This is a genomic window from Paenibacillus lactis, assembly GCF_017873605.1.
GTDB classification, from domain to species: Bacteria; Bacillota; Bacilli; order Paenibacillales; family Paenibacillaceae; genus Paenibacillus_AQ; species Paenibacillus_AQ lactis.
Genome location: NZ_JAGGKI010000026.1, coordinates 40,194 through 63,702 on the forward strand (window position 1 = coordinate 40,194; position 23,509 = coordinate 63,702).

The window sequence follows — 23,509 nt, forward strand, 5'->3', positions numbered from 1 at the left end:
AGTTGAACAGAAAAATACTACGATCCTTCCGATTGCCCGGGAAATGGAGGTGCCTGGCTGCTAGAATCGGATTATCCCTGCAATTGGAGCGGTTTTGTTTGAACTCTCTCGAAAGTGGAAATGATAGAGATAGAACTCAAACAGACCGAAACCGATGGAACGGGAGGCGATTCTTCATATGAAACAAATCTTGCTGATAACCGACGGATGCTCGAATGTAGGCACGAGCCCGGTGCTCGCTGCGGCTCATGCGCTGCAGGACGGGATCGTTGTGAATGTGGTGGGCGTGCTTGATTATGGAACGATCGGCGAGCTCGGAGGATTGGAAATCCAAGAAATTGCCAAGGCCGGAGGGGGGATACACCGGATCGTGGGAACGCCGCAGCTGGCTCAGACGATACAGATGATGACGCGGAAAACCGTGGTTCAAACGATCCAGCAGGCGGTAAATAAGGAGATACAGCATATTCTGGGGGATGGGTCGCTGGAGGATCTGCCGCCTGCCAAGCGCTCACAGGTCGTTGAGGTGGTGGATGAGCTGGCGGAGACGTCGCCGCTTCAGGTAGCTCTGTTGATTGACGCGAGTGCCAGCATGAAGCCAAAGCTTGCTGCCGTCGAGGAAGCGATACGGGATCTGATGCTCAGTCTGAAAGCCCGGGCGGGCTCGAGCAAGTTATCCGTGTTTCACTTTCCCGGCAAGCACAGCGGCGAGGATGCGGTGATGGACGTAAACTGGACCTCGGATTTGGACGGAGTCAGAAGCATGTTCGGCCGGCTTCAGATGAGAGGAGCCACCCCGACGGGACCGGCACTGTTAAAGGTGATTGAATTTTACCGATATGGTACACTAGAGGGTAATCAATCATGGCAGGGACATTCCAGCCAAGAGGAAGGGATGCTCGGTGACTACGTCGTCTAGTCCGGCGTACCCGCCAGGGACCGTCATAACGGGAAAATGGGGGAGGAGCCGGTACATCGTTGAGCGGCTCCTTGGCAAAGGGGCCAACGGCAAGGTGTATCTTGTCCGCCCGTCTGGCGGGCGGGGCCGGTATGCCCTAAAGGTGGGATACGACGCCTTGGATTTGCAATCCGAAATTAACGTGCTGAACGCGCTGAAGGAGCAGATGCCGGATCCGTATTTGGTAGAGGCGGATGACCATCTGGAAGGCAGCCGGGAAGTGACATTCTACGTCATGCGCTATATCGAGGGCAGCCCCCTGCATCGCTTTATCCGCGCCCGCGGCACGGAGTGGCTCGCCTTGATCGGGCTGAAGCTGCTCGAGAAGCTCTCGGTCCTGCATGCTTCCGGCTATGCATTCGGTGATTTGAAGCCGGATAACGTGATGGTGTCGGCCTACGGAAGGGTAGAGCTGATCGATTACGGAGGCGTAAGTCGGTTTGGCCGGAGCGTGAAGCAGTTCACGGAATGGTATGACCGGGGATATTGGAATGCCGGAAGCCGGACCGGCGACGGCTCCTACGATCTGTTCTCGTTTGCCGTGATGTGTATAGGGCTGCTGGATGAAAAGGCTCTGCGTGAAGCGTCCTGCCAGCTTCCCCAGACACGGAGCGTTTCGGATCTGCAGCAGCTGATGCGAAGAAATCCTGTATTTAAGCCTTATGCCGCCTGGCTAAACAAGGCGCTCGCAGGTGATTTCGCGGATTCACGGGAAGCGCTGAACGAATGGAAGCGCCGGATCTATGAAGCCTCGGAGCGTCATGTCCGGCAAATCCCGGTCCGCACGCCGAGGTGGCTGAAGAATGCATTCGGCATATCGGCAGCTGTTTTGGCCTGCGCCATCTATCTCTTCCTCCGCTCTTAATGCCCGTTGCCGTGACACGGATTCATAAAGTGCGAGTTCAAAAAGTCGGTTTTTCAAAAGACGACTTTTTGAACAACCTCATAAAGGGGACTTAGAAGTGAAACAGGATTATCTGCACTGGATCGTTTCGGACGTGCGGCGCGCTGCCGCTGAATTTGGGCTGTGGTCGGAAGGGGACTGCATCGTGGTTGCCGTATCCGGCGGACCCGATTCCGTTGCTCTCCTGCATGTGCTGCACGAAATTTCGACCAAGCATACGCCGCTTAAGCTGGTATGTGCCCATGTCCATCATGGCTTTCGCGCAGAATCGGATGCGGAAGCGGAGTTCGTGCGCGAATTGGCGGAATCCCTCGGTCTTCCGTTGGAAATTGCGTTCGCTGATATTCCCTCATATATGGAAGAGAGCGGAAAGGGCGGGCAGGAGGCAGCCAGGGAGAAGCGCTATGAATTTCTCCTCCAAACGGCTCGGACATACGATGCCCGATCGGTGGCTCTTGCGCATCATGCCGATGATCAGGCCGAGACGGTCATGATGAAGCTTCTGCGCGGCAGCGGCTTGTCGGGCTTGTCCGGTATGCGTTGGAAGCGCACCGAAAAAAATGTGGAACTCATCCGCCCCTTCCTTCGTATAAACAAGGCGGACATTTTGGAGCTGTGCCGCCGCTGCGGCTTTTCATATGCTATTGACTACACCAACCTGCAGACGAAATACCGCCGCAACGCGATTCGCCTGGAGGTATTGCCGTTTCTGGAACAATACAATGGGCAGCTTTCATCCTCCCTGAATCAATTAGCGGAAATTGTGCAGTACGAGGATGACTACATGGATCAGGAAGCGGAGCGGGCGTATCGTCAGTTGGTGCAGGAGAACAATGGGAGGCTCGCCATCGACGCGCCTTCCTTTTTGGCCTTACATGTCGCTTTACAACGGCGTTTGATTAAACTAATATTAACTTATCTGCCCTCTGAACAGGAAATCACCGATTTTGTCAAGATCGAATCGGTACGCCAAGGCATCTTGAACAATCAGCGGAGCAGTTGGCGTCTTTCACTGGGGGGCGGCATTACCTGTATCCGCGAGTACGGTCGAATAACATTTTGGCCGGAGCCTCCGTCCGAACAGGGACAGTACATATATACGCTCGATTCTCCCGAGGACCGGCGTGTGCCTATTCCGGAAATCGGAAAGCTGCTGACGCTGTCGATCAGGACAGACGGCAGCGCACGGTCTGGGGCAGCCCGCTCTGCCAGCGCGGTGGAGTTCGATGCCGACGAGCTTCGATTTCCTTTAACCGTGCGTAACAGACAGCCGGGAGACAAGATGAAGGTTATGGGATTAAACGGAAGCAAAAAGGTGAAAGATATTCTCATTGATGAGAAAATTCCACCGTCTGTCCGTTCCCGGATTCCGATCGTTTGCGACAGTGCCGGCAACATTGTATGGATTCCGGATGTACGACGTTCCTCTCATGCTGCTCCAGGGCGGCATACCGTGCGGATTCTCCGTATGGAGTTTACGGAGCTTTAAGGTTTCAGGCAAGCATAGACCCTAAGCATGGCCCGTTTCACGCTTTCATATGTATAAACTAGGAGGTCCATTGAAGTTGCAGAACGACATTCAGGAAATACTGATCACAGAAGAAGAAATCCATGCGAAAATTAAGGAACTCGGTTCAAAACTCAGCGCCGAATACGAAGGACGCAATCCGCTCGTTATTTGCGTTCTTAAAGGTGCGTTTATTTTTATGGCAGACTTGGTTAAATCCATTACAGTACCTCTGGAGCTGGATTTCATGGCCGTTTCCAGTTACGGGGCATCCACCAAGTCATCGGGTGTGGTCAAGATCATTAAAGATCTCGATGCATCCGTTGAAGGCAGGGATGTTCTGATCGTGGAGGATATTATTGACAGCGGTCTTACGCTGAGCCATTTGATCGAGCTGCTCAAGAGCCGCAAGGCCAACTCGGTTCGCGTCGTTACTTTGTTCGACAAGCCTGCCCGCCGAACGGTGGATTTGCAGGCCGATTACACCGGGTTCGTACTGCCTGACGCCTTCGTTGTCGGCTACGGGCTTGATTATGCCGAGCATTACCGGAACCTCCCCTACATCGGGATTCTGAAGCCGGAAATCTACAGCAGTTAAACCGCGCCATATGGGCTGCTGCCACGGATCTTGGCCCTTTGTTGAGAAGGCCAGACAGGCTGTGGTAAAATATCTTATGTGTCTTGAGAGGAGGTAGGGGATGAGTCGGTTCATCCGGAATTCTGGTTTTTATTTGATTCTATTTTTGGTCGTGGTGGGCATAGTACAATTCGTCACTAACGGTGGCGAACAGGCCGAAGCCCCTAGTTATAATCAGCTGCGGCAGGAAGTTAAAGATAACAAGATAAAGGAAATGACGGTTCAATTCGACGGCTACGCGTATCTGGTGACCGGTAAGTATAGGGAAGTCACCGACGAGAAGAAGTCGGAGAATTTCTCGACCTACATTCCGGCTACTGATGCGGCGATGCAGGAATTGACCGCAGCCAGCGAGAGCAACGATGTAAAGCTGACCGTGGTGCCGATGGAAGGCCAAAGCATTTGGCTGACACTGCTTTCATCCTTTATTCCGCTCGTGATCATGTTTGTTCTGTTCTTCTTCCTGTTCAATCAAGCTCAGGGCGGCGGCGGCAAAGTGATGAACTTTGGCAAGAGCAAAGCCCGCTTATATAATGAAGAGAAGAAACGCGTTACGTTTGAAGACGTAGCCGGTGCTGACGAGGAGAAGCAGGAGCTCGTTGAGGTTGTCGACTTCCTGAAGGATCCGCGCAAATTCAACACCGTCGGCGCCCGCATTCCGAAGGGTGTGCTGCTTGTCGGTCCTCCGGGAACCGGTAAGACGCTCCTGGCTCGTGCGGTTGCCGGTGAAGCAGGCGTTCCGTTCTTCAGTATTTCCGGTTCCGACTTCGTGGAAATGTTCGTCGGTGTCGGTGCTTCGCGTGTACGCGATTTGTTCGAGAACGCGAAGAAGAATGCGCCATGTATTATCTTCATTGACGAGATTGATGCTGTGGGCCGTCAACGCGGCGCCGGCCTTGGTGGCGGACATGACGAGCGAGAGCAAACGCTCAACCAATTGCTCGTAGAGATGGACGGTTTCGGAGCGAACGAAGGCATCATTATCGTCGCTGCAACGAACCGCCCGGATATTCTGGACCCGGCGCTGCTGCGTCCGGGACGTTTTGACCGTCAGATTACCGTGGATCGTCCGGATGTTAAGGGACGTGAAGCTGTACTGAAGGTGCATGCACGCAACAAACCGCTGACGAAGGATGTCAAACTCGACATTATCGCGAAGCGTACGACTGGTTTTACAGGCGCGGACCTGGAGAACCTTCTGAACGAGGCGGCTTTGCTTGCCGCACGCCGTAACCGTAAAGATATTTCGATGACGGAAGTCGACGAGGCGATCGACCGCGTGATCGTCGGTACCGAGAAGCGCAGCCGCGTGATCAGCGACCGCGAGAAGCGCATCGTTGCTTATCACGAAGCCGGTCATACGATTGTCGGTTACTTCTTGGAGCATGCGGATACCGTGCATAAGGTAACGATTATTCCTCGCGGCCGCGCCGGCGGATACGTCATCATGATGCCGAAGGAAGACCGCATGCTCGTGACGAAGCAGGAATTGCTTGACCGCGTAACCGGGTTGCTCGGCGGACGCGTGGCGGAAGAGCTGTTCATCGGAGAAATCGGAACCGGGGCATACAGCGACTTCCAGCAGGCAACCAGCATTATCCGCAGCATGATTGTGGAATACGGTATGAGCGAGAAGCTCGGTCCGATGCAGTTCGGCACATCCCAAGGACAAGTGTTCCTTGGCCGGGATATCGGGCACGAGCAGAACTACAGTGACCAAATCGCTTACGAGATCGATCAGGAAATGCAGCGGTTTATCACCGAATGCTACGAGAAGTGTAAAGAGCTTCTGTCCAAGCATGCCAAAGAGGTTCATTTGATTGCGAATACGCTCCTGGAGAAAGAAACGCTGGAGCTTGAGCAGATTAAGAATCTCATTGAGACTGGAACAGTCGAAGGCAACGGCGGTGGCGAAGGATCCGGCTCTTCCGAGAATGGCGAGCCAACGATCGACAACATCGGTGATGTCCGCGTCCGTATTCAAGGGAAGGAAGAAGGCCAGCAGCCGACTTCTACGGAAGAGATTCCGAACAACCCGATGGATTCGAATCTGGATCGTAAGGATTCAGAGCGTAAAGATCCTCCTGGCGGATCGGATAATGATAGCAGTCTAACGTAAATTCGCTGAAATACTCGTATTTGGAATAAAAATGAAGAACCGGAGAACGATCATTCGTTTTCCGGTTCTTTTTGTGCTTCTTATCACATTGACAGGGATTAGAGGTCCGTGTACATTAGTTGTTAAATAAGGATGCGCATCCTTTCACAAAGGTTGCGAATGTCCTTCAAACATGGTCATCAAGCGGCTAATGCCGGATAACATAGGGGGAGAGGGTCGATCATGGAAGCTTTGGCACTGGAGCGCAAGGCAGAGCAGAACCGCGTGCTGCGTGAACGGTTAATGGAGTTGAAGAAGGAACGCAACGCCATCATTTTGGCGCATTATTATCAACGGGATGAAATTCAGGAAGTCGCCGATTTCCGGGGAGATTCCTTTTTGCTGGCTCAGAAGGCGGCCCAGACGGATGCCGAGACGATCGTCTTTTGCGGCGTGCATTTTATGGGAGAAAGCGCAAAGATATTGGCGCCGAATAAAACGGTGCTTATTCCTGACGAGCGCGCAGGCTGTCCGATGGCCGATATGGTAAACGTTGACGGGCTGCGCAAGCTGAAGGCCCAGTATCCGAATGCCAAAGTGGTCACTTATATCAATTCATCGGCCGAGATCAAGGCGGAGACCGATATTTGCTGTACATCCTCGAATGCGGTCAAGGTCATTCAGTCGGTCGATTCCGATGAAATCATTTGGGTCCCTGACAAAAACCTGGGGCATTACGTCCAGCAGCACACCGACAAGAAGCTGATCATCTGGGAAGGGTACTGCAATACGCATGATATGTTAACCGTGAAAGATGTGGTGGAGATGAAGGCGAAATATCCGAACGCCGAGTTCGTCGTGCATCCGGAATGCCGTCCGGAGGTTGTCGCTATGGGCGACTTCGTAGGCAGCACCACCGCCATTCTGGAATACTGCAAAAACTCGCCGGCCCAGGAATTTATCGTAGGAACCGAAGACGGAACCGGCTATCAGCTCCGTTTGGACAGTCCGAATAAATCCTTCCATTTTGCGACCAAATTTCTCGTATGTCCGAATATGAAAGTGAATAATCTCAAAAAGCTGGTCAAAGCTCTGGAGACGATGAAGCCGCAGATTTACGTGCCTCCTGTCGTTGCAGAGAAAGCCAGAACTTCCCTAGAGCGCATGTTACAAGTTAAGTAGCATGCGCTACTCTTTCGCGAGAAGACAGGTGAGACGAGCGTGATACCGCAGTATTTGATCGATTTTGACCTAAAGGACCTGCCGGTAAAGGAGACGGATGTGATCGTCATCGGCTCCGGCATCGCCGGATTATATACCGCCATTCTGGCAAGTGAGCATCATAAGGTGCTGTTGATTACGAAGAAATCGCTGCTCGAGAGCAATACGCGCTATGCGCAAGGCGGCATCGCAGCCGTGACGGCGGAGGACGATTCACCGGCCTATCATCGGCAGGATACGCTGCTTGCAGGGGCCGGGTTATGCTCCTCGGCGGCGGTGGATGTGCTGGTTAACGAAGGACCGGCCGGTGTCCAGGAATTAATCCGTCTCGGGACGATGTTTGACGTCGAGAACGGGGAGCTCGCTCTAACGAAGGAAGGAGCCCATAGCCACCGCCGAATTCTCCATGCGAATGGGGATGCTACCGGATATGAAATCGTACGCGCCCTTTCCATTCAAGTCGAAATGCTTCACAATATAGAGGTGTGGGATGATCATTTTGTCATCGATCTGGTTACCGATCAAGGCGAATGCCATGGAGCGATTGTCCAGTTGCCGGACGGGAAGCGGATCTTCGTGCGGGGCCAAGCAACGATTATGTGCTCCGGCGGTGCCGGTCAGCTGTACCGGTACACGACCAATCCCGAAGTTGCGACCGCCGATGGAGTCGCGATGGCCTATCGGGCGGGCGCCCAGATTCGGGACATGGAGTTTATTCAGTTCCACCCAACGGCGCTGAGTTATCCGGGAGCACCGCGGTTTCTGGTATCGGAAGCGGTGCGCGGAGAAGGCGCCGTGCTCCGGAATATTAAAGGCGAGCGCTTCATGCACAAATACCATGAGCTGCTGGAGCTGGCGCCCCGGGATATTGTCGCCCGGGCGATTGTGAGCGAGATGGAGGAGACGGGCTCCACGTTCGTCTACTTGGACATTACCCATGAATCCCCGGAGATGGTCAAACACCGGTTCCCAACGATTTACGAAACCTGCATGCGGTATGGTCTTGATCTGACCTCCGATTGGATTCCGGTCTCCCCCGCTGCGCATTATATGATGGGGGGCATCAAGACCAATCTGTACGGGGAGAGCAGCGTGAAGCGTCTGTTCGCCTGCGGAGAAGTGTCCTCGACCGGCGTTCATGGCGCGAATCGCTTGGCCAGCAACTCGCTGTCCGAAGCGGTTGTATACGGAAGCCGCATTGTTGAACGGATCCGGCAGCTTCCGAAACGGACGGAGCGATTCCTTCATGTATCCTTCGGGCTTGGGCGCAAGGATGCGCCTTCCCAGGCTATGGTCGAAAAGCGGCTGAAGCTTCAGAAAGTGATGGTCCGGTATGCCGGTCTTCGCCGTAACCGGGACACTCTATTACGGGCGGCCGAAGAGCTTGGCCGGCAGCTGCCCTTGTTTCAAGCGGTATTGACCAAACGCGAGGAGTACGAATTTGCCAATATGCTTACGGCCTCACTGCTGGTCGTTCAAGGCGCGCTGTGCCGTGAAGAGAGCCGGGGGGCCCATTACCGCGAGGATTTTCCGGAACGAAATGATGATGCATGGAAGAAGCATATCGTGCACACCCGGGATCAAGATAGGACGGAGGAAATAAGCGATGATGTTTAACGGTTACCATGACGGCCTGCTCCAGAGTATTCGAACCTGGCTACAAGAGGATGTAGGCTCTGGAGATATTACGACCCTTACGACGATTGAGTCCGGACATGAATCCAAGGCCGTGATTCACGCCAAGGAATCCGGGATCGTGGCCGGCATGCCGGTTGCGGAGCTGGTCTTCGAGACGGTTGACCAGACGCTGGTGTTTAGGTCGCTGGTTCGGGACGGCGAGCGGGTGGAGAAGGGAACCGTTCTTGCTGAAGTGGAAGGGTCTACGCACCGTATATTGACAGGGGAGAGACTGGCCCTTAATCTGCTGCAGCGTTTGTCCGGAATTGCAACCACGACGCGCGCTTATGTCGAGGCGCTGGAAGGGCTGCCGACCCGGCTTGTGGACACGCGGAAGACGACGCCGGGCCACCGGATGCTTGAGAAGTACGCTGTCCGCGTAGGCGGCGGGTCGAACCACCGGTTCGGCTTGTATGATGCCGTCATGATCAAGGATAATCATATTAAAGGCGCCGGCGGCATCCGCCAGGCGGTAGACCGCGCAAGAGCGAATATACCGCATACGATGACCATCGAGGTTGAGACGGAAAGCCTTGAACAGGTAGACGAAGCGCTGGATGCCGGTGCAGATATTATCATGCTCGACAACATGAATCATGAGCTGATGACCGAGGCGGTTCGAAGAATTAAGGCGAGGTCGCCGCATGTTCGGGTCGAGGCTTCCGGCAATGTGTCGCTTCAGACCGTACGCGGCATAGCGGAGACCGGGGTGGACGTCATTTCGGTCGGTCGGCTCACTTATTCGTTCCACAACCTGGACATCAGTTTAGATCTAAACGCCAAGAAGGGAGGAGCAGGGGTTTGATTCTGGTCGTAGACGTAGGCAACACGAACATCGTGCTTGGCGTGTATCAGGGCAAGCAGCTGCTGCACGATTTCCGAATCAGCACGTCACGCCAATCCACGGTGGATGAATACGGCGTGCTGATCCATAATTTGTTTCAAATGTCGAATATTACGGTAAGCCAAATTGAAGGAGTTATCGTCTCTTCCGTTGTTCCGCCGCTTATCCGAGTGGTCGAGGAGATGTGCAGCAAGTATATTGGCAAGGCTCCGTTGATCGTCGGCCCTGGCATTAAGACCGGCCTTAATCTGCGGTATGAGAATCCTCGGGAGGTCGGTGCGGACCGTATCGTCAACGCCGTTGCTGCGATCGAGCAGTACGGAAGCCCAATCATTGTCGTGGATTTTGGGACGGCAACGACCTTTGATTGCATCGATAAAGATCGAAATTATCTGGGCGGCGTTATCGTTCCAGGAATCGGGATCGCTACCGAAGCCTTGGTGCAGCGTGCATCGAAGCTCCCCCGCGTAGAGCTCGAGAAGCCGAAGAAGGTGATCGGACGCAATACGGTCCACGCCATGCAAGCCGGAATCGTATACGGATATGCCGGACAGGTCGACGGGCTGGTTAAACGTATAAAAGCCGAGATGGGGACGGACAATGTTAAGGTTATCGCAACTGGGGGATTGGCAGAGCTGATCGCGAGCGAAACGGAATCCATCGAAGAGATTGCGCCTCTGCTTACGCTTGATGGACTGCGCATCATTTACGAACGCAACTAAGCCCGGGATTCGGGGTAAAACATAACAACTAGAAGACAAGGAGGGCCTTAGGATGGACCAACAAAAAGACCGCATACTGCGGGGAACTGCATTAGGCGGGAAAGTGCGGGCCTTCGCCGTCCGGACCACGGATCTGGTCGAGGAGCTGCGCAGCAGGCATGACACGTTCCCGGTCGTTACAGCCGCTTTAGGCCGTACCGTGTCGGCAGCAGCGATGATGGGAGCGATGCTGAAAGGCGACGAGCGCCTCAGCATTCAAGTACGCGGGGACGGGCCGATCGGCTTGATCGCCGCAGAGAGCAACGCCGACGGCGAGGTGCGCGGGTATGTTCACAATCCGCATGTCGAGCTGACGAATATCCGTCCGGGCAAGATGGATGTGGCTGCTGCCGTCGGACGCACCGGTTATATTCACGTCATCAAGGATTTGGGGTTGAAGGAGCCCTACCGCGGCAGCGTGCCGATTATTTCAGGCGAGCTGGCCGAGGATTTCACGTATTATTTTGCCGTATCCGAACAGACGAACTCGGCAGTCAGCCTTGGGGTGCTCGTATCGCCTGACTATACGGTCGCCAATGCTGGGGGATTCATCATTCAGCTTCTTCCGGGAATCACGGATGAGGAGATCACGGAGCTTGAGCGTGCGCTTGGCGCCATTCCGCCGGTGACGAAGATGCTGGAAGAGGGGCTCAGCCTGGAGGACATCCTGAAGCGGGTTGTACCGGACGTGAACATTCTGGATGAGATGGACGTGAAGTTCACCTGCGACTGCACGCAGGAGCGGGTCGAGCGAGCCTTGATCAGCTTGGGACACGATGAAATTCAACAAATGATTGATGAGGACGGTAAGGCGGAAGTATCCTGCCATTTCTGCAACGAAACGTATACCTTTGATGTAGAACAGCTAAAATCCGTGTTAGAGCGGGCCAAATCTTAAACGTTAAGGATTGAGCGACCGTGATGACGAGACAAGAGAAGGGATTGTGGGCGACCGTCATTGTCTTGACAGCAGGCGTACTGGTCATGGGCAGCTACATGCTGTTCTCCGGGGAAGGTCCGCGGGCAAGTTCTCCATCAGGGAATGGGCCGTCTCCGGCTGTTGCCACCATTCAGGACAAGGCGATCACAGAAGATGAGTGGGTTCGCGAGCTGAAGAAGCGATACGGGCATGACATGCTGATGACCATCCTTAACCGGAAGGCCGTAGCATTAGAGGCCGAAGCGAGGGGCATCGACGTTACGAAACCAGAGCTGGAAGCGGAGATCGACATGATGAGCCGAGCTTACGGCTCGAAAGAACGTTTTTTTGCGGAGATGGAAAGTCAGCTTGGCATCTCAGAGGAAGAGTTGAGAATAGAGACGACCTATCGGTTGCTCCTTGAAAAAATTGCTACGGCCGATGTGCATATCGATGAGCAGCAGATTGATTCCTATCTTAAGCAATATCCGGATCAATTTCGCCCCAAGAAACAGCTGAACTTATCGATGATTGAGGTCGCGTCGGAGGCTGAAGCGAATCAGGTCATGGACCGGCTGGAGGCCGGAGAAGACTTTGCGGATCTTGCCGCCGAGGTTTCCTTGGATGAGTATACCCGGGGCGACGGCGGGAAGATCGGCTTGGTGGAGGAAGATGATCCTTTTGTACCCTCTGAGCTGATGGAAGCTGCCCTGACGCTGGAGGCCGGAGATATCGCAGGACCGATCCGGCTGGAGGACAATTATGCCATCGTGTATGTGGAAGAAATCGTGGAGCCGAAGGTCCCGAGCGAGGAAAGCATCCGCGAATCGGTCCGCAAACAGCTGGCGCTGGAGCAGTCGATATCGTTGACGGAGCTTGAAGAGCGGCTTCGGGAGAAATACGAAGCGCGCATCGTTGCAAGCACAGTGACCTTATGACTTATACTGATACATCAATCCGAGCAGAATAGCTCCTGGGGGAAGGATCATCCTTGCTTCGGGAGCTTTTTTGCTAAACGCCTTTCATAAAGCATTTCCAGGAGCATTCTTTCTCTGGCAGACTCGTCCGAAAGATGCAGGGAAGAATACCTAGAAAAGCTTATTTTCAACGCAAAGTGTTATTGACAATGGCCCTTATCGTTGATAAGATGAAAGTACAAAAACCTACCTATTTACTCGGATTAAGTAAAGGCCGCAGGCATGAGTTATCGTCAGCGCGTTTAGCGGCTCTAATGATTTCGACATCACGGATGGGCTATGCATATACACGATGACATGGCTTGCCTAACAATGTTATGTATTCATGGAACATACCCATATTATGAGGAGGGCTTCATTCATGGCAAAAGTCGTAAACAATGTGACAGAACTCATCGGCGATACACCCCTTGTCCGCTTGAACCGGATCGTGCCGGAGGACAGTGCGGAGATCTATCTGAAGCTGGAATACCAGAACCCGGGAGCCAGCGTTAAAGACCGGATTGCGGTCAGCATCGTAGAGGAAGCGGAGAAGGAAGGCCGTTTGAAGCCGGGCGATACGATCATTGAAGCAACGAGCGGCAACACGGGAATCGGGCTGGCGATGGTGGCTGCGGCCAAAGGCTACAAAGCGGTCATCGTTATGCCTGAGACGATGAGCTTGGAACGCCGCAACCTGCTGCGCGCATACGGAGCCGAGCTTGTTCTGACGCCAGGCTCCGAGGGGATGAACGGGGCGGTGAAGAAGGCGGAGGAAATTCTGAAGGAGAACTCCGGATTTTTCATGGCTGAGCAGTTCAAGAACCAAGCGAACGTAAAGATTCACCGTGAAACGACAGGTCCTGAAATTGTAGAAGCGATCGAATCCATCGGCGGCACGCTAGATGCATTCGTAGCCGGGATCGGCACAGGCGGTACGATTACGGGTGCCGGCGAAGTGCTGAAGAGCCACTACCCTGACATTAAAATCTATGCGGTTGAGCCTGCAGCTTCCCCGATTCTGGCTGGCGGCAAGCCTGGCCCGCATAAAATTCAAGGCATCGGCGCGAACTTCGTTCCGGAAATTCTGAATCAGGAAATCTATGATGAAATCATTCATGTCGAGAATGAGGAAGCCTTCGAAACCTCCCGCCGCGTAGCGAAAGAAGAAGGCGTTCTTGGCGGAATTTCTTCCGGTGCAGCCGTTTACGCCGCATTGAAGGTTGCCAAGGAGCTCGGCAAAGGCAAGCGCGTGGTTGCCGTTATCCCGAGCAACGGGGAGCGCTACCTTAGCACGCCGCTCTATAACTTCGAGGCATAAATCGTTCATACAGCGTTGCCCTCAATGTGTTCATAGCATTGAGGGCTTTTTGTGTATACTACAACCATATTCGGCTGCTTCTGAACGTAAAAAAATATTGTTGGCCAAGCATGTTTTTAGGGTTTTCAAGCGAGGCGGGATACAGTATACTGACAGGCAACAGTAAGGGTTTATGCGTTCAATACTATAAGGGAGGATCGGCATGAAGAGAAGATTGGATTTGGCCCATTGGCTTGCGTGGGCTGCGGAGGGCTGGTCCGTACTTCCCTATCTGGTTCAATATAAAGGAAGTTCCAGAGGACTTCCTCCATCATGGAAGCAGGCTTGGAGATCGGCTTCTCCCTATGCTTTCGTATTCGAGAGCGGCAAGGGCGGACGTTATACGTATCTTGGCCTGCAACCGGCGTCCATCCTGCAGGGCAAGGGAGATGAGGGAGAGATCCTTACGCTGTCTACCGGAGAACGGCAAAAGGTTGCGGGTAAACCGCTGCATCTGCTGGAGAATTGGATGCATGCCTTTCGTGCGCCGCGGATTCAGGGGTGGCCGGATTTTCGCGGAGGCTGCGCGGGCTTTCTCAGCTATGACGTCATCCGCTCCATCGAACAGCTGCCGGCCTTGGCCAAGGACGAGCCCGGCTTCCCCGATTATTTATGGATGCAGATGAATGAGATTTGGATCTACGACCACAAGGATGAATCGATCTACTGCTCGATCCATGTTCCGTGGGATGGCCACAAACGGCAAGAGGATCAATCTGGTTTAAGCGATAAGTCCGCTTCGGGGAAGAATCAGGCTTCCGGTCTATCACCGGAGCAGGAGCTTTCGCTACGACAGCGGTACGCCGAAGCCGAGGCAAAGGCAGAGCGTATGCTGACTGCATGGAACGACTTGTTCGGCCAACCTTTGGAAGCCGGAGGCGAGGGCGAGTCCGAGAATTCAAGGCAGCAACGCAAGCGTGTGGAAAGGGCCGGGGAGCTGTCAGGACCTCATGTTGAAGGCTGGGACCGGCTCGAGATTGATTTCTCGCAGGATGCGTTTCAGCAGGCAGTGCTGGCCATCCAGGAGTATATAAGGCAAGGGGACGTGTTTCAGGTTAATCTGTCCCTCAGGCGGCATCTGAAGCTCCACGGGGATCCGGCAGAGGTCTATGAATGGATGCGGATCTTGAATCCGTCCCCTTACATGGGTTACCTGACGTCGCCGGGATTCAGTCTGGCCAGCGGATCGCCGGAGCTGCTGGTGAAGGTGGACGGCGATATCGTATCGGCCCGTCCGATTGCAGGAACCCGGCGCCGCGGGGGCAATCCAGAAGAGGATGCGGCGATGGAGGCTGAGCTTCTCGGCAGCGAGAAGGAACGCGCGGAGCATATCATGCTTGTTGATCTGGAGCGCAATGATATTGGCCGGATTGCAGCTTACGGCACCGTTCATGTCCCGGAGCTGATGACGGTGGAGCGGTATTCGCATGTCATGCATCTCGTATCGCAGGTCGAGGGACGGCTTGCGGAGGGCAGCAAGGCGTATGACGTCATTGCCGCCGTATTTCCTGGAGGCACGATAACGGGCGCACCCAAAATCCGGACGATGGAAATCATTGAGGAGCTGGAGCCGGTTACGAGAGGGCCCTACACCGGTTCGATGGGCTGGATTGACTATAACGGGGATATGGAGCTGAATATTATTATCCGAACCCTCGCGGTGAAGGATGGGATCGGCTACATTCAGACGGGGGCCGGCATCGTGATCGATTCGGATCCTTATCGGGAGTACAGGGAGTGCCATAACAAGGCAAAGGCTTTGATTGCAGCCTTGATGTGCAGTGAAGAAGAAGCTGCAGCCGTAGCTGCGGATATAGGGGGATAAACGTATGATACTTGTGATCGACAATTATGATTCATTTACGTACAACCTGGTTCAGTATTTGGGTGAGCTCGGTGAGGAAGTTAAGGTATTCCGGAACGATGAGATCGATATTGCCGGCATTGAAGCGCTGGCGCCGGATCATATTCTGATCTCCCCAGGTCCGTGCACACCTAACGAAGCAGGCGTCAGCTTGGAAGTCATATCCCATTTCAAAGGCGTTATCCCGATCTTCGGCGTTTGCCTGGGGCATCAGGCCATCGGCCAGGCCTTCGGCGGCAAGGTCGTCCGGGCCGAGCGGCTCATGCACGGCAAGACCTCGCCGATCCATCATGAGGGCCGTTCCGTCTTTGAGGGGCTGCCAAATCCGTTCACGGCGACGCGTTATCATTCGCTGATCGTTGAGAAGGAAAGCCTCCCGGACGAACTGGAGATTACCGCTTGGACCGAAGAAGGCGAAATTATGGGGCTTGCCCATAAACAGTACCCGGTGGAAGGCGTGCAGTTCCATCCGGAATCGATCATTACGGATCATGGCCATCAAATGCTCCGGAATTTCCTGAAGCGGACCGCAGGTGCCAAGGCATGAAATTTGTCGGCTTGAACGGCGGCATTGTCGAAGCTGCCCGGGCTGAAGTGTCTGTGTTGGACCACGGATTGTTATACGGGATGGGCGCGTTTGAGACGTTTCGCACCTATAACGGCCAGCCGTTCCTGCTGGAGCGGCATCTGAACCGTCTCGCTGAGAGCTGTGCATGGATGGGCATCGAATATCAGGCGGATCCGGAGTCCATCCGTGCCTGGATCACGGACCTAATGAACGCGAACGGGCTGGCGGATGCCTATATCCGTTATACGATAACGGCCGGCGAAGCTCCCCTGGGGTTGCCGTCGGGCGATTATGTCAAACCGGCGCAAATCTTGTTTGCCAAAGCACTGCCTGGGACGAATGGATCTTTATACGAGAAGGGACGGGCGCTGCGGCTCCTTTCTCTTCCCCGAAATACGCCGGAGTCGCCGATCCGGATGAAATCCTTGCATTATATGAATAATATACTCGCGAAGCGGGAGCTCGACCGTTACCCGACCCATTCGGAAGGGCCAACTGAAGGCTTGCTGCTAACAGCTGCCGGCGAGCTGGCTGAGGGAATCGTCAGCAACGTGTTTTTCGTGAAGCAGGGACGGCTGTATACGCCTGACCTCGGGACAGGCATTCTCCCCGGCATTACGCGGGCAGTTGTGCTGGAGCTGGCAGCGGAAGCCGGGATTCGAACCGAGGAGGGGCGCTACCGCTGGCGTGATCTGCTGGAAGCGGATGAAATATTTACGACTGGCTCCGTTCAGGAGATTGTACCGGTAACGACGCTGATTGGTCTGGACGATGTTCACCAGGTCGTTGGAGCAGGGACAACCGGTCCGATCACCCGGATTTTACTCGGAGCCTATCGAGAGAAAGCAGGGTTGCACCAATGAAAACCACGATATATGAACGGGAATACCGACTTAGCGAAGAAGCAGTCCTGAAGCTGGGACAATCGACGCTGATCATGGGGATATTGAATGTAACGCCGGATTCGTTCTCTGACGGCGGCCGGTATAATGATACGGAGCGGGCGCTCGCGCATGCGATGCAGCTGATCGAGGACGGAGCCGATCTGATTGATATCGGGGGGGAATCGACCCGCCCGGGTCATGAGCCGGTCGGAGTAGATGAGGAGCTCGCCCGGGTTATTCCGGTTGTGGAAGCGATCCACCGGCATGCCCCCCATATTCCGTTGTCGGTGGATACTTATAAGGCCGAGGTAGCCCGCCAGGCGATCCAAGCCGGCGCTCATATTATCAACGATATATGGGGGTTCAAAGAGGATCCGGACATGGCGAGAACAGCGGCGGAGCTCGGCTGCCCGGTTATCCTGATGCATAACCGCCGGAACCGGGATTATACCGACCTCGTGGAAGACGTGAAACGGGATTTGATGGAAAGTGTCGAAATTGCTCGAGCGGCCGGGGTGAAGGATGAACATATTTTGCTGGACCCGGGAATCGGGTTTGCGAAGGATTATATGGAGAACCTGCAGGTGATGGCATCGCTGGACAAGCTGGTTGAGCTCGGGTTTCCGGTGCTCCTGGCAACATCGCGCAAACGGTTCATTCAGACGACGCTCAATGCGCCTGCCCAAGATGTGCTGGAAGGAACAGCGGCTACGCTGGCTTACGGCATCGCGCAAGGCTGCCAGATCGTTCGGGTGCATGACGTGCTGCATATGAAACGCACGGCGAAGATGTGTGATGCGATGGTATATGCCTCGCCGGAACTGCGCCGGATGTGATTTTTTATCAGATTGGATGGAAGGGCGGAGCTAGAGAATGGATAAAATGATATTGAGCCGGATGGAATACTACGGTTATCATGGTGTGTTTGAGGAAGAGCGCAAGCTTGGTCAGCGTTTTTACGTCGATCTGGAGCTTGAGCTGGATCTCAGCAAGGCTGCGGCTGCCGACGATCTGACGTTAACGGTAAATTATGCCGAGATTCATGAGCTCCTTCAAGGCATCATGCGGCAGGAGTCCTTTCAATTAATTGAAGCTTTAGCGGAGCATATTGCAACTAAAGTACTGGACACTTATACTATTATCGATGCTTTAACGGTCCGATTAACGAAGCCGCACCCTCCTTTTGACATTCATTTCGAAGGTGTTACCATTGAGCTCCATCGGACCAGAAAGTGAGACGATCATGAATTCACACGCCACCTCTGAGTGCTCAGAGGCTTATATTGCTTTAGGGGCCAATTTGGGGGAACGTGAAGGGAACCTGATGGAAGCCCTGGAACGTTTGGATGATACGCCCGGCATTCAAGTGCTGCGAGTCTCCCATCTATACGAGACCGAGCCTGTAGGTTATATTGATCAGCCAATGTTCCTCAACATGGCGGCGGTTGTGTCGACATCCTTGAGTCCGCACGCGCTTCTTGCCGAAATGCAGCGGATAGAGAAGGAACTCGGCCGTGTCCGTCATATTCATTGGGGACCGCGGACGGTTGATCTGGATTTGCTGTGGATGGAGGGACGCCGCCTGGATACGCCGGAGCTGATGCTCCCGCATCCCCGCATGCAGGAGCGTTCGTTTGTTCTTAGGCCGCTTTCCGATATCGTATTTGAGGATGAGCCTTCCGGCTTGTACCGGGTGGTGCAGACAGCTCTTGCGAAACTGGAAGGAAAGGAAGGAATACAGCTTTGGAAAACAAGCAGCTGGCGCAGCGTATCCGCGCTTTCCGAAAATTAAAGGGTTTGACGCAGCAGGAACTGGCCGAGCGCACGGGCATTTCGCTGGCCGTGCTGGGGGCCGTTGAGCGGGGTAATCGCAAGGCCGAGGAGCAGATCCTTGCGAAGATTGCCGAGGTACTTGGAATTTCGCTGCAGGAGCTGAAGGCAAGAGGCTGATGCCCCGCTCGCCATGCATGTTATGCCGAAGCCGTGGCTCCGGAAAATGGAGATCCATGGATCACCTGCAAACCGAACAACCTCGATTTCGAAATCTCTTTCGGGAATTTCTAAGTCTACTGCATGTCGTCAGGGTATGAACTGCGTGCAGCTTGCTAATCACTATACCGTAACCTAGGGAGCAAGGCGCATTGGACATCCTGCCATCCTTTCATGAACTGGACGGGCGTGACGGAAATGGGTATGATGAATGAGTTTGAGAATTACGGATTCACTTTCTAGTCAGAGAGGGGATCATTCAGCGATATATATTTGAAGTAAAAAGGAGGGACATAACATGTTGAAAATCGGAGACATCGAGATGAAGAACCAGGTTGTTCTCGCCCCGATGGCGGGCGTGTGCAACCCGGCATTCCGGCTGATCGCCAAGGAATTCGGCACAGGCTTGGTCTGTGCGGAGATGGTTAGCGGCAAAGCAATTGTGCATGGGAATAAACGCACGCAGGAGATGCTGTTCGTCGACGAACGGGAGAAGCCGCTCAGCCTTCAGATTTTCGGCGGCGACCGAGATTCTCTCGTCGAGGCTGCAAAAGTTGTCGACCAGCAGACCAATGCCGATATCATTGATATCAATATGGGCTGTCCGGCACCTAAAGTGACGAAAATGGATGCCGGCGCCCGCTGGCTGCTGGATTCGAATAAAATTTACGAAATGGTGGCCGCCGTGGTGGATGCCGTTAACAAACCGGTTACGGTGAAAATGCGTACCGGCTGGGACAGCGAGCATATCTTTGCGGTTGAAAATGCCCAGGCGGTGGAACGCGCGGGCGGCCAGGCCGTCAGCGTCCACGGACGTACGCGGGAGCAGCTGTATACCGGACATGCCGATTGGAACATTATTCGGCAGGTGAAGGAAGCTGTGTCGATTCCGGTCATCGGCAACGGAGACGTGGTCACGCCCGAGGACGCCAAGCGGATGCTGGATACGACCGGCTGCGACGGGGTCATGATCGGCCGCGGTGCGCTGGGTAATCCTTGGATGCTGTACCGCACCGTGGAATATCTGAAGACAGGCGAGCTTCTTCCGGATCCGACGCCGCAGGAGAAGATTCGCATTGCTATTTTGCATATGGACCGGTTGATTGCCCTTCGGGGTGAGCAGGTAGCGGTCAAAGAGATGCGGAAGCATCTTGCTTGGTACCTCAAGGGTCTCAAGGGATCTGCCCGGATCAAGGATACCATTATGGAAGAAACGAAACGGGATGAAATGGTCAACATCCTGAACAGCTTCGTGGATTCACTCGAGGATCAAGGGGAGACGACCGCTAGTGCGTATCCTCAAACAGTTGCAGCGGTGGGATAATGATACGCTAAAAAGGCTGTTAACGGTGTGCCGTATATATCACCGTCGACAGCCTTGGCGCACATTGACTTTTTGAAATGGTTACCATATAATCTTTCAGTATAAATTCCAAGAAAGAAGCTTGCATCACGGGGAGGTTCTGATCCCCAAGAATTCGCATATAGTATGGTGATACCGTGGTATAAATTATTTACATGACAGGAGAATCGGTTAATGAGCGATAAAGAAGTCATTCTTACACAGGACGGTCTGAAGAAGCTGGAGGACGAACTTGAAAATCTAAAATCTGTGAAACGCCGCGAAGTGGCAGAGCGGATCAAGGTTGCCATCGGCTATGGCGATATTAGTGAAAACTCCGAATATGAAGACGCCAAGAACGAGCAGGCCTTTATCGAAGGACGAATCATTACGCTGGAGAAGATGCTCCGCAATGCGCGTATCATCAACCACGATGACATTAACACCGATATCGTCAGTGTCGGCAATACCGTTATCGTTGAAGATCTGGAGTTTGGCGACAAGATGGAATACACGATAGTGGGTACGGCAGAATCCGATCCGCTTAACAATAAGATTTCCAACGAAAGCCCTGTCGGCAAAGCGATCATCGGCAAGGCCAAAGGCTCGGTTGTTGATGTTAACGTTCCAGCGGGCGTTATTCAATATAAAATTGTAGATATTAAGAAGTAAGTCGGAATGTGATTGCGAAAGCTTCCTTCGGGGGGCTTTTTTAAATTAGATAGCTGTGTATAGGACTTAATCGTGTGATGCTGCGAAATGGGCAAGCCATACCTTTAAGTCCTTGGCGAATATGCACACCTGCAGGAAGATGTAGTCACGAACGAAGAGCTCGGACGGCGCTGTGTGATGCTGTTATTTGTTGGTGACGGGACTATGTATGGAAGTGAAATGAAGGAGATGAACGACAATGACGGAAGAAATCAATAACCAGGAACAGGAACAGGAGCAGGAGCTAAGTGAGCTTCTGCAGATTCGACGCAATAAATTGGACGAGCTTCGGAAGCTTGGCATCGACCCGTTCGGGGGAAAATACGAAAGAGAGCATCATGCCGGCGATATCGTGAAGGCGTATGACGCGCTTTCCAAGGAAGAGCTCGATGAGAAGCAGGTGGAAGTGAATCTGGCCGGCCGGATTATGGCCAAGCGCGGCATGGGTAAGGCTTCTTTCGCCCATATCCAGGATTTGAGCGGCCGAATTCAGATCTATGTTCGTCAGGATACGGTTGCCGAGGCCCAGTACGAAGCGTTCAGCATTCTCGATCTTGGGGACATCATCGGCGTGAAGGGTGTTCTCTTTAAGACGAAGACCGGTGAGTTAACCGTGAAAGTGATGGAGATTGAGGTTCTTTCAAAATCACTGTATCCGCTCCCTGAGAAGTTCCATGGTTTGAAGGATGTGGAACTTCGTTACCGTCAGCGTTACGTCGACCTGATCATCAATCCGGACGTTCAGAAGACCTTCATTACCCGTTCCCGCATAATTCAGTCGATGCGCCGTTACCTCGATTCGTTAGGATATCTTGAGGTGGAGACGCCGACCCTGCATTCGATCGCGGGGGGAGCTGCCGCCCGTCCGTTTATTACGCATCATAATGCGCTCGATATGGAGCTGTACATGCGTATTGCGATTGAGCTTCATCTTAAGCGTCTGATTGTGGGCGGATTGGAGAAAGTATACGAGATCGGCCGCGTGTACCGGAATGAAGGGATCTCGACCCGTCATAATCCGGAGTTCACCATGATTGAGCTGTATGAAGCATATGCCGATTACAAGGATATTATGGCTCTGACCGAAAACATGATCGCTCACATTGCCCAGGAAGTACTGGGCACGCAGGTCATCAATTATCAAGGGCATGAAGTCAACTTAAAGCCGCAATGGCGCCGCGTATCCATGGTGGATGCGGTTAAGGAAGTTGTCGGGGTTGATTTTGGTGTTCAGATGACGAACGAGGAAGCCCACCGCCTGGCAAAAGAACATAAAGTGCCGGTTGAGCCGCATATGACCTTTGGCCATATTCTGAATGCGTTCTTCGAGCAGTTCGTCGAGGAGACGTTGATTCAACCGACCTTCGTTACCGGTCATCCGGTTGAAATTTCGCCGCTGGCGAAAAAGAATGATGCCGATCCGCGCTTTACGGACCGCTTCGAGCTGTTTATCGTAGCCCGCGAGCATGCCAATGCATTCTCCGAGCTGAATGATCCGATCGATCAGCGCCAGCGCTTTGAAGCGCAGCTGAAAGAGAAGGAGCAGGGGAACGATGAAGCGCACGAGATGGATGAGGATTTCCTGCGTGCACTGGAGTATGGCATGCCGCCGACAGGCGGACTCGGCATCGGTATCGATCGTTTGATCATGCTGCTGACCGATTCACCGTCCATCCGCGATGTACTGCTCTTCCCGCATATGCGTAATCGTGAGTAGTACGAAGACGTTCTTACAATGAGATTTCTGAGACAGTCAGCTTGATAGCTGGCTGTTTTTTTATGACTTCTTTCCATTGTTCCTTGTTTATGTGGCTGTATCATTAAACGAAGGTAGTCTCCTTCATGCATTTAAGTAGAATCTTTCCGCAAAATGGATCGAGCAATAGGAGAGGCGTGAAGCTCGTACGGAGAGGAACCTGCAATCGTTAATCGGTTAGGGACGGATATACGGCGGCGGCCTATGGATGATTTAATGATCATTCATTACAAATGACGAGGATGATTTTACCACAAGGTAATATTGTAATTAAGGGTTGCACAATTCTAAATCCCATGGTATATTATATTTCCGGCCAAGAAAACAGCCGGTAAGCACACCGGATTGAACAAGCTAAAGAGAATGGATTGAAAAAAGAAATTCAAAAAAAAGCTTGCATTAATCGAAAGAGTGTGATAAGATATAAAAGTTGCTAGCGAGAGAGACTGCTGGTAACGAACGAAAAGGTTGATCTTTGAAAACTGAACAACGAGTGAGTAAAAACGAACCGCTTCGGCGGGGAGTTACAATAGAGAATTGAACAAATTCTCGT

At 53.4% G+C, this 23,509-nt stretch carries 22 protein-coding genes; all 22 read left to right on the forward strand.

Annotated elements, in window-relative coordinates:
- Positions 1-178: 178 nt before the first annotated feature.
- The 22 genes from J2Z18_RS27720 (at position 179) to lysS (ending at position 22,917) form a co-directional block, all read left to right on the forward strand.
- Entirely contained in the window at positions 179-919 is a 741-nt protein-coding gene (locus tag J2Z18_RS27720; RefSeq protein WP_007132886.1) for a vWA domain-containing protein, read from the forward strand.
- Positions 903-1,823, forward strand: a complete 921-nt coding sequence (locus J2Z18_RS27725; protein ID WP_007132887.1) for a protein kinase domain-containing protein — start codon at positions 903-905, stop codon at positions 1,821-1,823. The genes J2Z18_RS27720 and J2Z18_RS27725 overlap by 17 nt, the downstream gene beginning before the upstream one ends.
- Before the next feature lie 97 nt (positions 1,824-1,920).
- Positions 1,921-3,351 (forward strand): tRNA lysidine(34) synthetase TilS, encoded by a 1,431-nt coding sequence (gene tilS, locus J2Z18_RS27730; RefSeq protein WP_007132888.1) that lies wholly within the window; start codon positions 1,921-1,923, stop codon positions 3,349-3,351.
- Positions 3,352-3,427: 76 nt separating this feature from the next.
- Positions 3,428-3,967 (forward strand): hypoxanthine phosphoribosyltransferase, encoded by a 540-nt coding sequence (gene hpt, locus J2Z18_RS27735; RefSeq protein WP_007132889.1) that lies wholly within the window; start codon positions 3,428-3,430, stop codon positions 3,965-3,967.
- 100 nt (positions 3,968-4,067) lie between these two features.
- Positions 4,068-6,125, forward strand: coding sequence for an ATP-dependent zinc metalloprotease FtsH (gene ftsH, locus J2Z18_RS27740; protein ID WP_007132890.1), 2,058 nt, complete (start codon positions 4,068-4,070; stop codon positions 6,123-6,125).
- A gap of 222 nt (positions 6,126-6,347) precedes the next feature.
- The gene (gene nadA / locus J2Z18_RS27745) at positions 6,348-7,286 is read left to right on the forward strand and encodes a quinolinate synthase NadA (protein WP_007132891.1); all 939 of its coding nucleotides are present in this window, start codon (positions 6,348-6,350) and stop codon (positions 7,284-7,286) included.
- A 39-nt stretch (positions 7,287-7,325) separates the two neighbouring features.
- Positions 7,326-8,942 (forward strand): L-aspartate oxidase, encoded by a 1,617-nt coding sequence (nadB, locus tag J2Z18_RS27750; RefSeq protein WP_007132892.1) that lies wholly within the window; start codon positions 7,326-7,328, stop codon positions 8,940-8,942.
- A complete protein-coding gene (nadC, locus tag J2Z18_RS27755) occupies positions 8,932-9,807 on the forward strand; it encodes a carboxylating nicotinate-nucleotide diphosphorylase (RefSeq protein ID WP_007132893.1) in 876 nt (291 codons plus the stop codon). The genes nadB and nadC overlap by 11 nt, the downstream gene beginning before the upstream one ends.
- The gene (locus tag J2Z18_RS27760) at positions 9,804-10,568 is read left to right on the forward strand and encodes a type III pantothenate kinase (RefSeq protein WP_007132894.1); all 765 of its coding nucleotides are present in this window, start codon (positions 9,804-9,806) and stop codon (positions 10,566-10,568) included. The genes nadC and J2Z18_RS27760 overlap by 4 nt, the downstream gene beginning before the upstream one ends.
- 52 nt (positions 10,569-10,620) lie before the next feature.
- Positions 10,621-11,505, forward strand: a complete 885-nt coding sequence (gene hslO / locus J2Z18_RS27765) for an Hsp33 family molecular chaperone HslO (protein ID WP_007132895.1) — start codon at positions 10,621-10,623, stop codon at positions 11,503-11,505.
- 23 nt (positions 11,506-11,528) lie between these two features.
- On the forward strand, positions 11,529-12,464 hold the full coding sequence (locus tag J2Z18_RS27770) for a peptidyl-prolyl cis-trans isomerase (RefSeq protein ID WP_007132896.1): 936 nt from the start codon (positions 11,529-11,531) through the stop codon (positions 12,462-12,464).
- A gap of 400 nt (positions 12,465-12,864) precedes the next feature.
- The gene (gene cysK / locus J2Z18_RS27775; protein WP_007132897.1) at positions 12,865-13,803 is read left to right on the forward strand and encodes a cysteine synthase A; all 939 of its coding nucleotides are present in this window, start codon (positions 12,865-12,867) and stop codon (positions 13,801-13,803) included.
- Positions 13,804-14,005: 202 nt separating this feature from the next.
- Positions 14,006-15,667: an anthranilate synthase component I family protein gene (locus tag J2Z18_RS27780; RefSeq protein ID WP_007132898.1), complete on the forward strand. Its 1,662-nt coding sequence runs from the start codon at positions 14,006-14,008 to the stop codon at positions 15,665-15,667.
- A 4-nt stretch (positions 15,668-15,671) separates the two neighbouring features.
- A complete protein-coding gene (gene pabA / locus J2Z18_RS27785) occupies positions 15,672-16,253 on the forward strand; it encodes an aminodeoxychorismate/anthranilate synthase component II (RefSeq protein ID WP_007132899.1) in 582 nt (193 codons plus the stop codon).
- Positions 16,250-17,137 carry an aminotransferase class IV gene (locus J2Z18_RS27790; protein ID WP_007132900.1) on the forward strand — a complete coding sequence of 296 codons (888 nt, stop codon included), beginning with the start codon at positions 16,250-16,252 and terminating at the stop codon, positions 17,135-17,137. Before pabA ends, J2Z18_RS27790 begins: the two co-directional genes overlap by 4 nt.
- A complete protein-coding gene (gene folP, locus J2Z18_RS27795) occupies positions 17,134-17,994 on the forward strand; it encodes a dihydropteroate synthase (RefSeq protein ID WP_007132901.1) in 861 nt (286 codons plus the stop codon). Before J2Z18_RS27790 ends, folP begins: the two co-directional genes overlap by 4 nt.
- 37 nt (positions 17,995-18,031) lie before the next feature.
- The gene (gene folB, locus J2Z18_RS27800) at positions 18,032-18,394 is read left to right on the forward strand and encodes a dihydroneopterin aldolase (RefSeq protein WP_007132902.1); all 363 of its coding nucleotides are present in this window, start codon (positions 18,032-18,034) and stop codon (positions 18,392-18,394) included.
- A gap of 7 nt (positions 18,395-18,401) precedes the next feature.
- Positions 18,402-18,950, forward strand: a complete 549-nt coding sequence (gene folK, locus J2Z18_RS27805) for a 2-amino-4-hydroxy-6-hydroxymethyldihydropteridine diphosphokinase (RefSeq protein WP_007132903.1) — start codon at positions 18,402-18,404, stop codon at positions 18,948-18,950.
- Positions 18,902-19,108 (forward strand): helix-turn-helix domain-containing protein, encoded by a 207-nt coding sequence (locus tag J2Z18_RS27810; protein WP_007132904.1) that lies wholly within the window; start codon positions 18,902-18,904, stop codon positions 19,106-19,108. Before folK ends, J2Z18_RS27810 begins: the two co-directional genes overlap by 49 nt.
- Before the next feature lie 337 nt (positions 19,109-19,445).
- Positions 19,446-20,471, forward strand: coding sequence for a tRNA dihydrouridine synthase DusB (dusB, locus tag J2Z18_RS27815; RefSeq protein ID WP_007132905.1), 1,026 nt, complete (start codon positions 19,446-19,448; stop codon positions 20,469-20,471).
- Between the two features lie 213 nt (positions 20,472-20,684).
- Positions 20,685-21,161: a transcription elongation factor GreA gene (gene greA / locus J2Z18_RS27820; protein ID WP_007132906.1), complete on the forward strand. Its 477-nt coding sequence runs from the start codon at positions 20,685-20,687 to the stop codon at positions 21,159-21,161.
- Between the two features lie 238 nt (positions 21,162-21,399).
- Positions 21,400-22,917: a lysine--tRNA ligase gene (lysS, locus tag J2Z18_RS27825; protein ID WP_007132907.1), complete on the forward strand. Its 1,518-nt coding sequence runs from the start codon at positions 21,400-21,402 to the stop codon at positions 22,915-22,917.
- Positions 22,918-23,509 lie beyond the last annotated feature (592 nt).

Coding starts and splice junctions, on each gene's coding strand:
- J2Z18_RS27720 (WP_007132886.1), top strand. CDS start 179: ATGAAACAAATCTTGCTGATAACCGACGGATGCTCGAATGTAGGCACG.
- ftsH (WP_007132890.1), top strand. CDS start 4,068: ATGAGTCGGTTCATCCGGAATTCTGGTTTTTATTTGATTCTATTTTTG.
- nadA (WP_007132891.1), top strand. CDS start 6,348: ATGGAAGCTTTGGCACTGGAGCGCAAGGCAGAGCAGAACCGCGTGCTG.
- nadC (WP_007132893.1), top strand. CDS start 8,932: ATGATGTTTAACGGTTACCATGACGGCCTGCTCCAGAGTATTCGAACC.
- hslO (WP_007132895.1), top strand. CDS start 10,621: ATGGACCAACAAAAAGACCGCATACTGCGGGGAACTGCATTAGGCGGG.
- J2Z18_RS27770 (WP_007132896.1), top strand. CDS start 11,529: ATGACGAGACAAGAGAAGGGATTGTGGGCGACCGTCATTGTCTTGACA.
- cysK (WP_007132897.1), top strand. CDS start 12,865: ATGGCAAAAGTCGTAAACAATGTGACAGAACTCATCGGCGATACACCC.
- J2Z18_RS27780 (WP_007132898.1), top strand. CDS start 14,006: ATGAAGAGAAGATTGGATTTGGCCCATTGGCTTGCGTGGGCTGCGGAG.
- pabA (WP_007132899.1), top strand. CDS start 15,672: ATGATACTTGTGATCGACAATTATGATTCATTTACGTACAACCTGGTT.
- J2Z18_RS27790 (WP_007132900.1), top strand. CDS start 16,250: ATGAAATTTGTCGGCTTGAACGGCGGCATTGTCGAAGCTGCCCGGGCT.
- folP (WP_007132901.1), top strand. CDS start 17,134: ATGAAAACCACGATATATGAACGGGAATACCGACTTAGCGAAGAAGCA.
- folB (WP_007132902.1), top strand. CDS start 18,032: ATGGATAAAATGATATTGAGCCGGATGGAATACTACGGTTATCATGGT.
- folK (WP_007132903.1), top strand. CDS start 18,402: ATGAATTCACACGCCACCTCTGAGTGCTCAGAGGCTTATATTGCTTTA.
- dusB (WP_007132905.1), top strand. CDS start 19,446: ATGTTGAAAATCGGAGACATCGAGATGAAGAACCAGGTTGTTCTCGCC.
- greA (WP_007132906.1), top strand. CDS start 20,685: ATGAGCGATAAAGAAGTCATTCTTACACAGGACGGTCTGAAGAAGCTG.
- lysS (WP_007132907.1), top strand. CDS start 21,400: ATGACGGAAGAAATCAATAACCAGGAACAGGAACAGGAGCAGGAGCTA.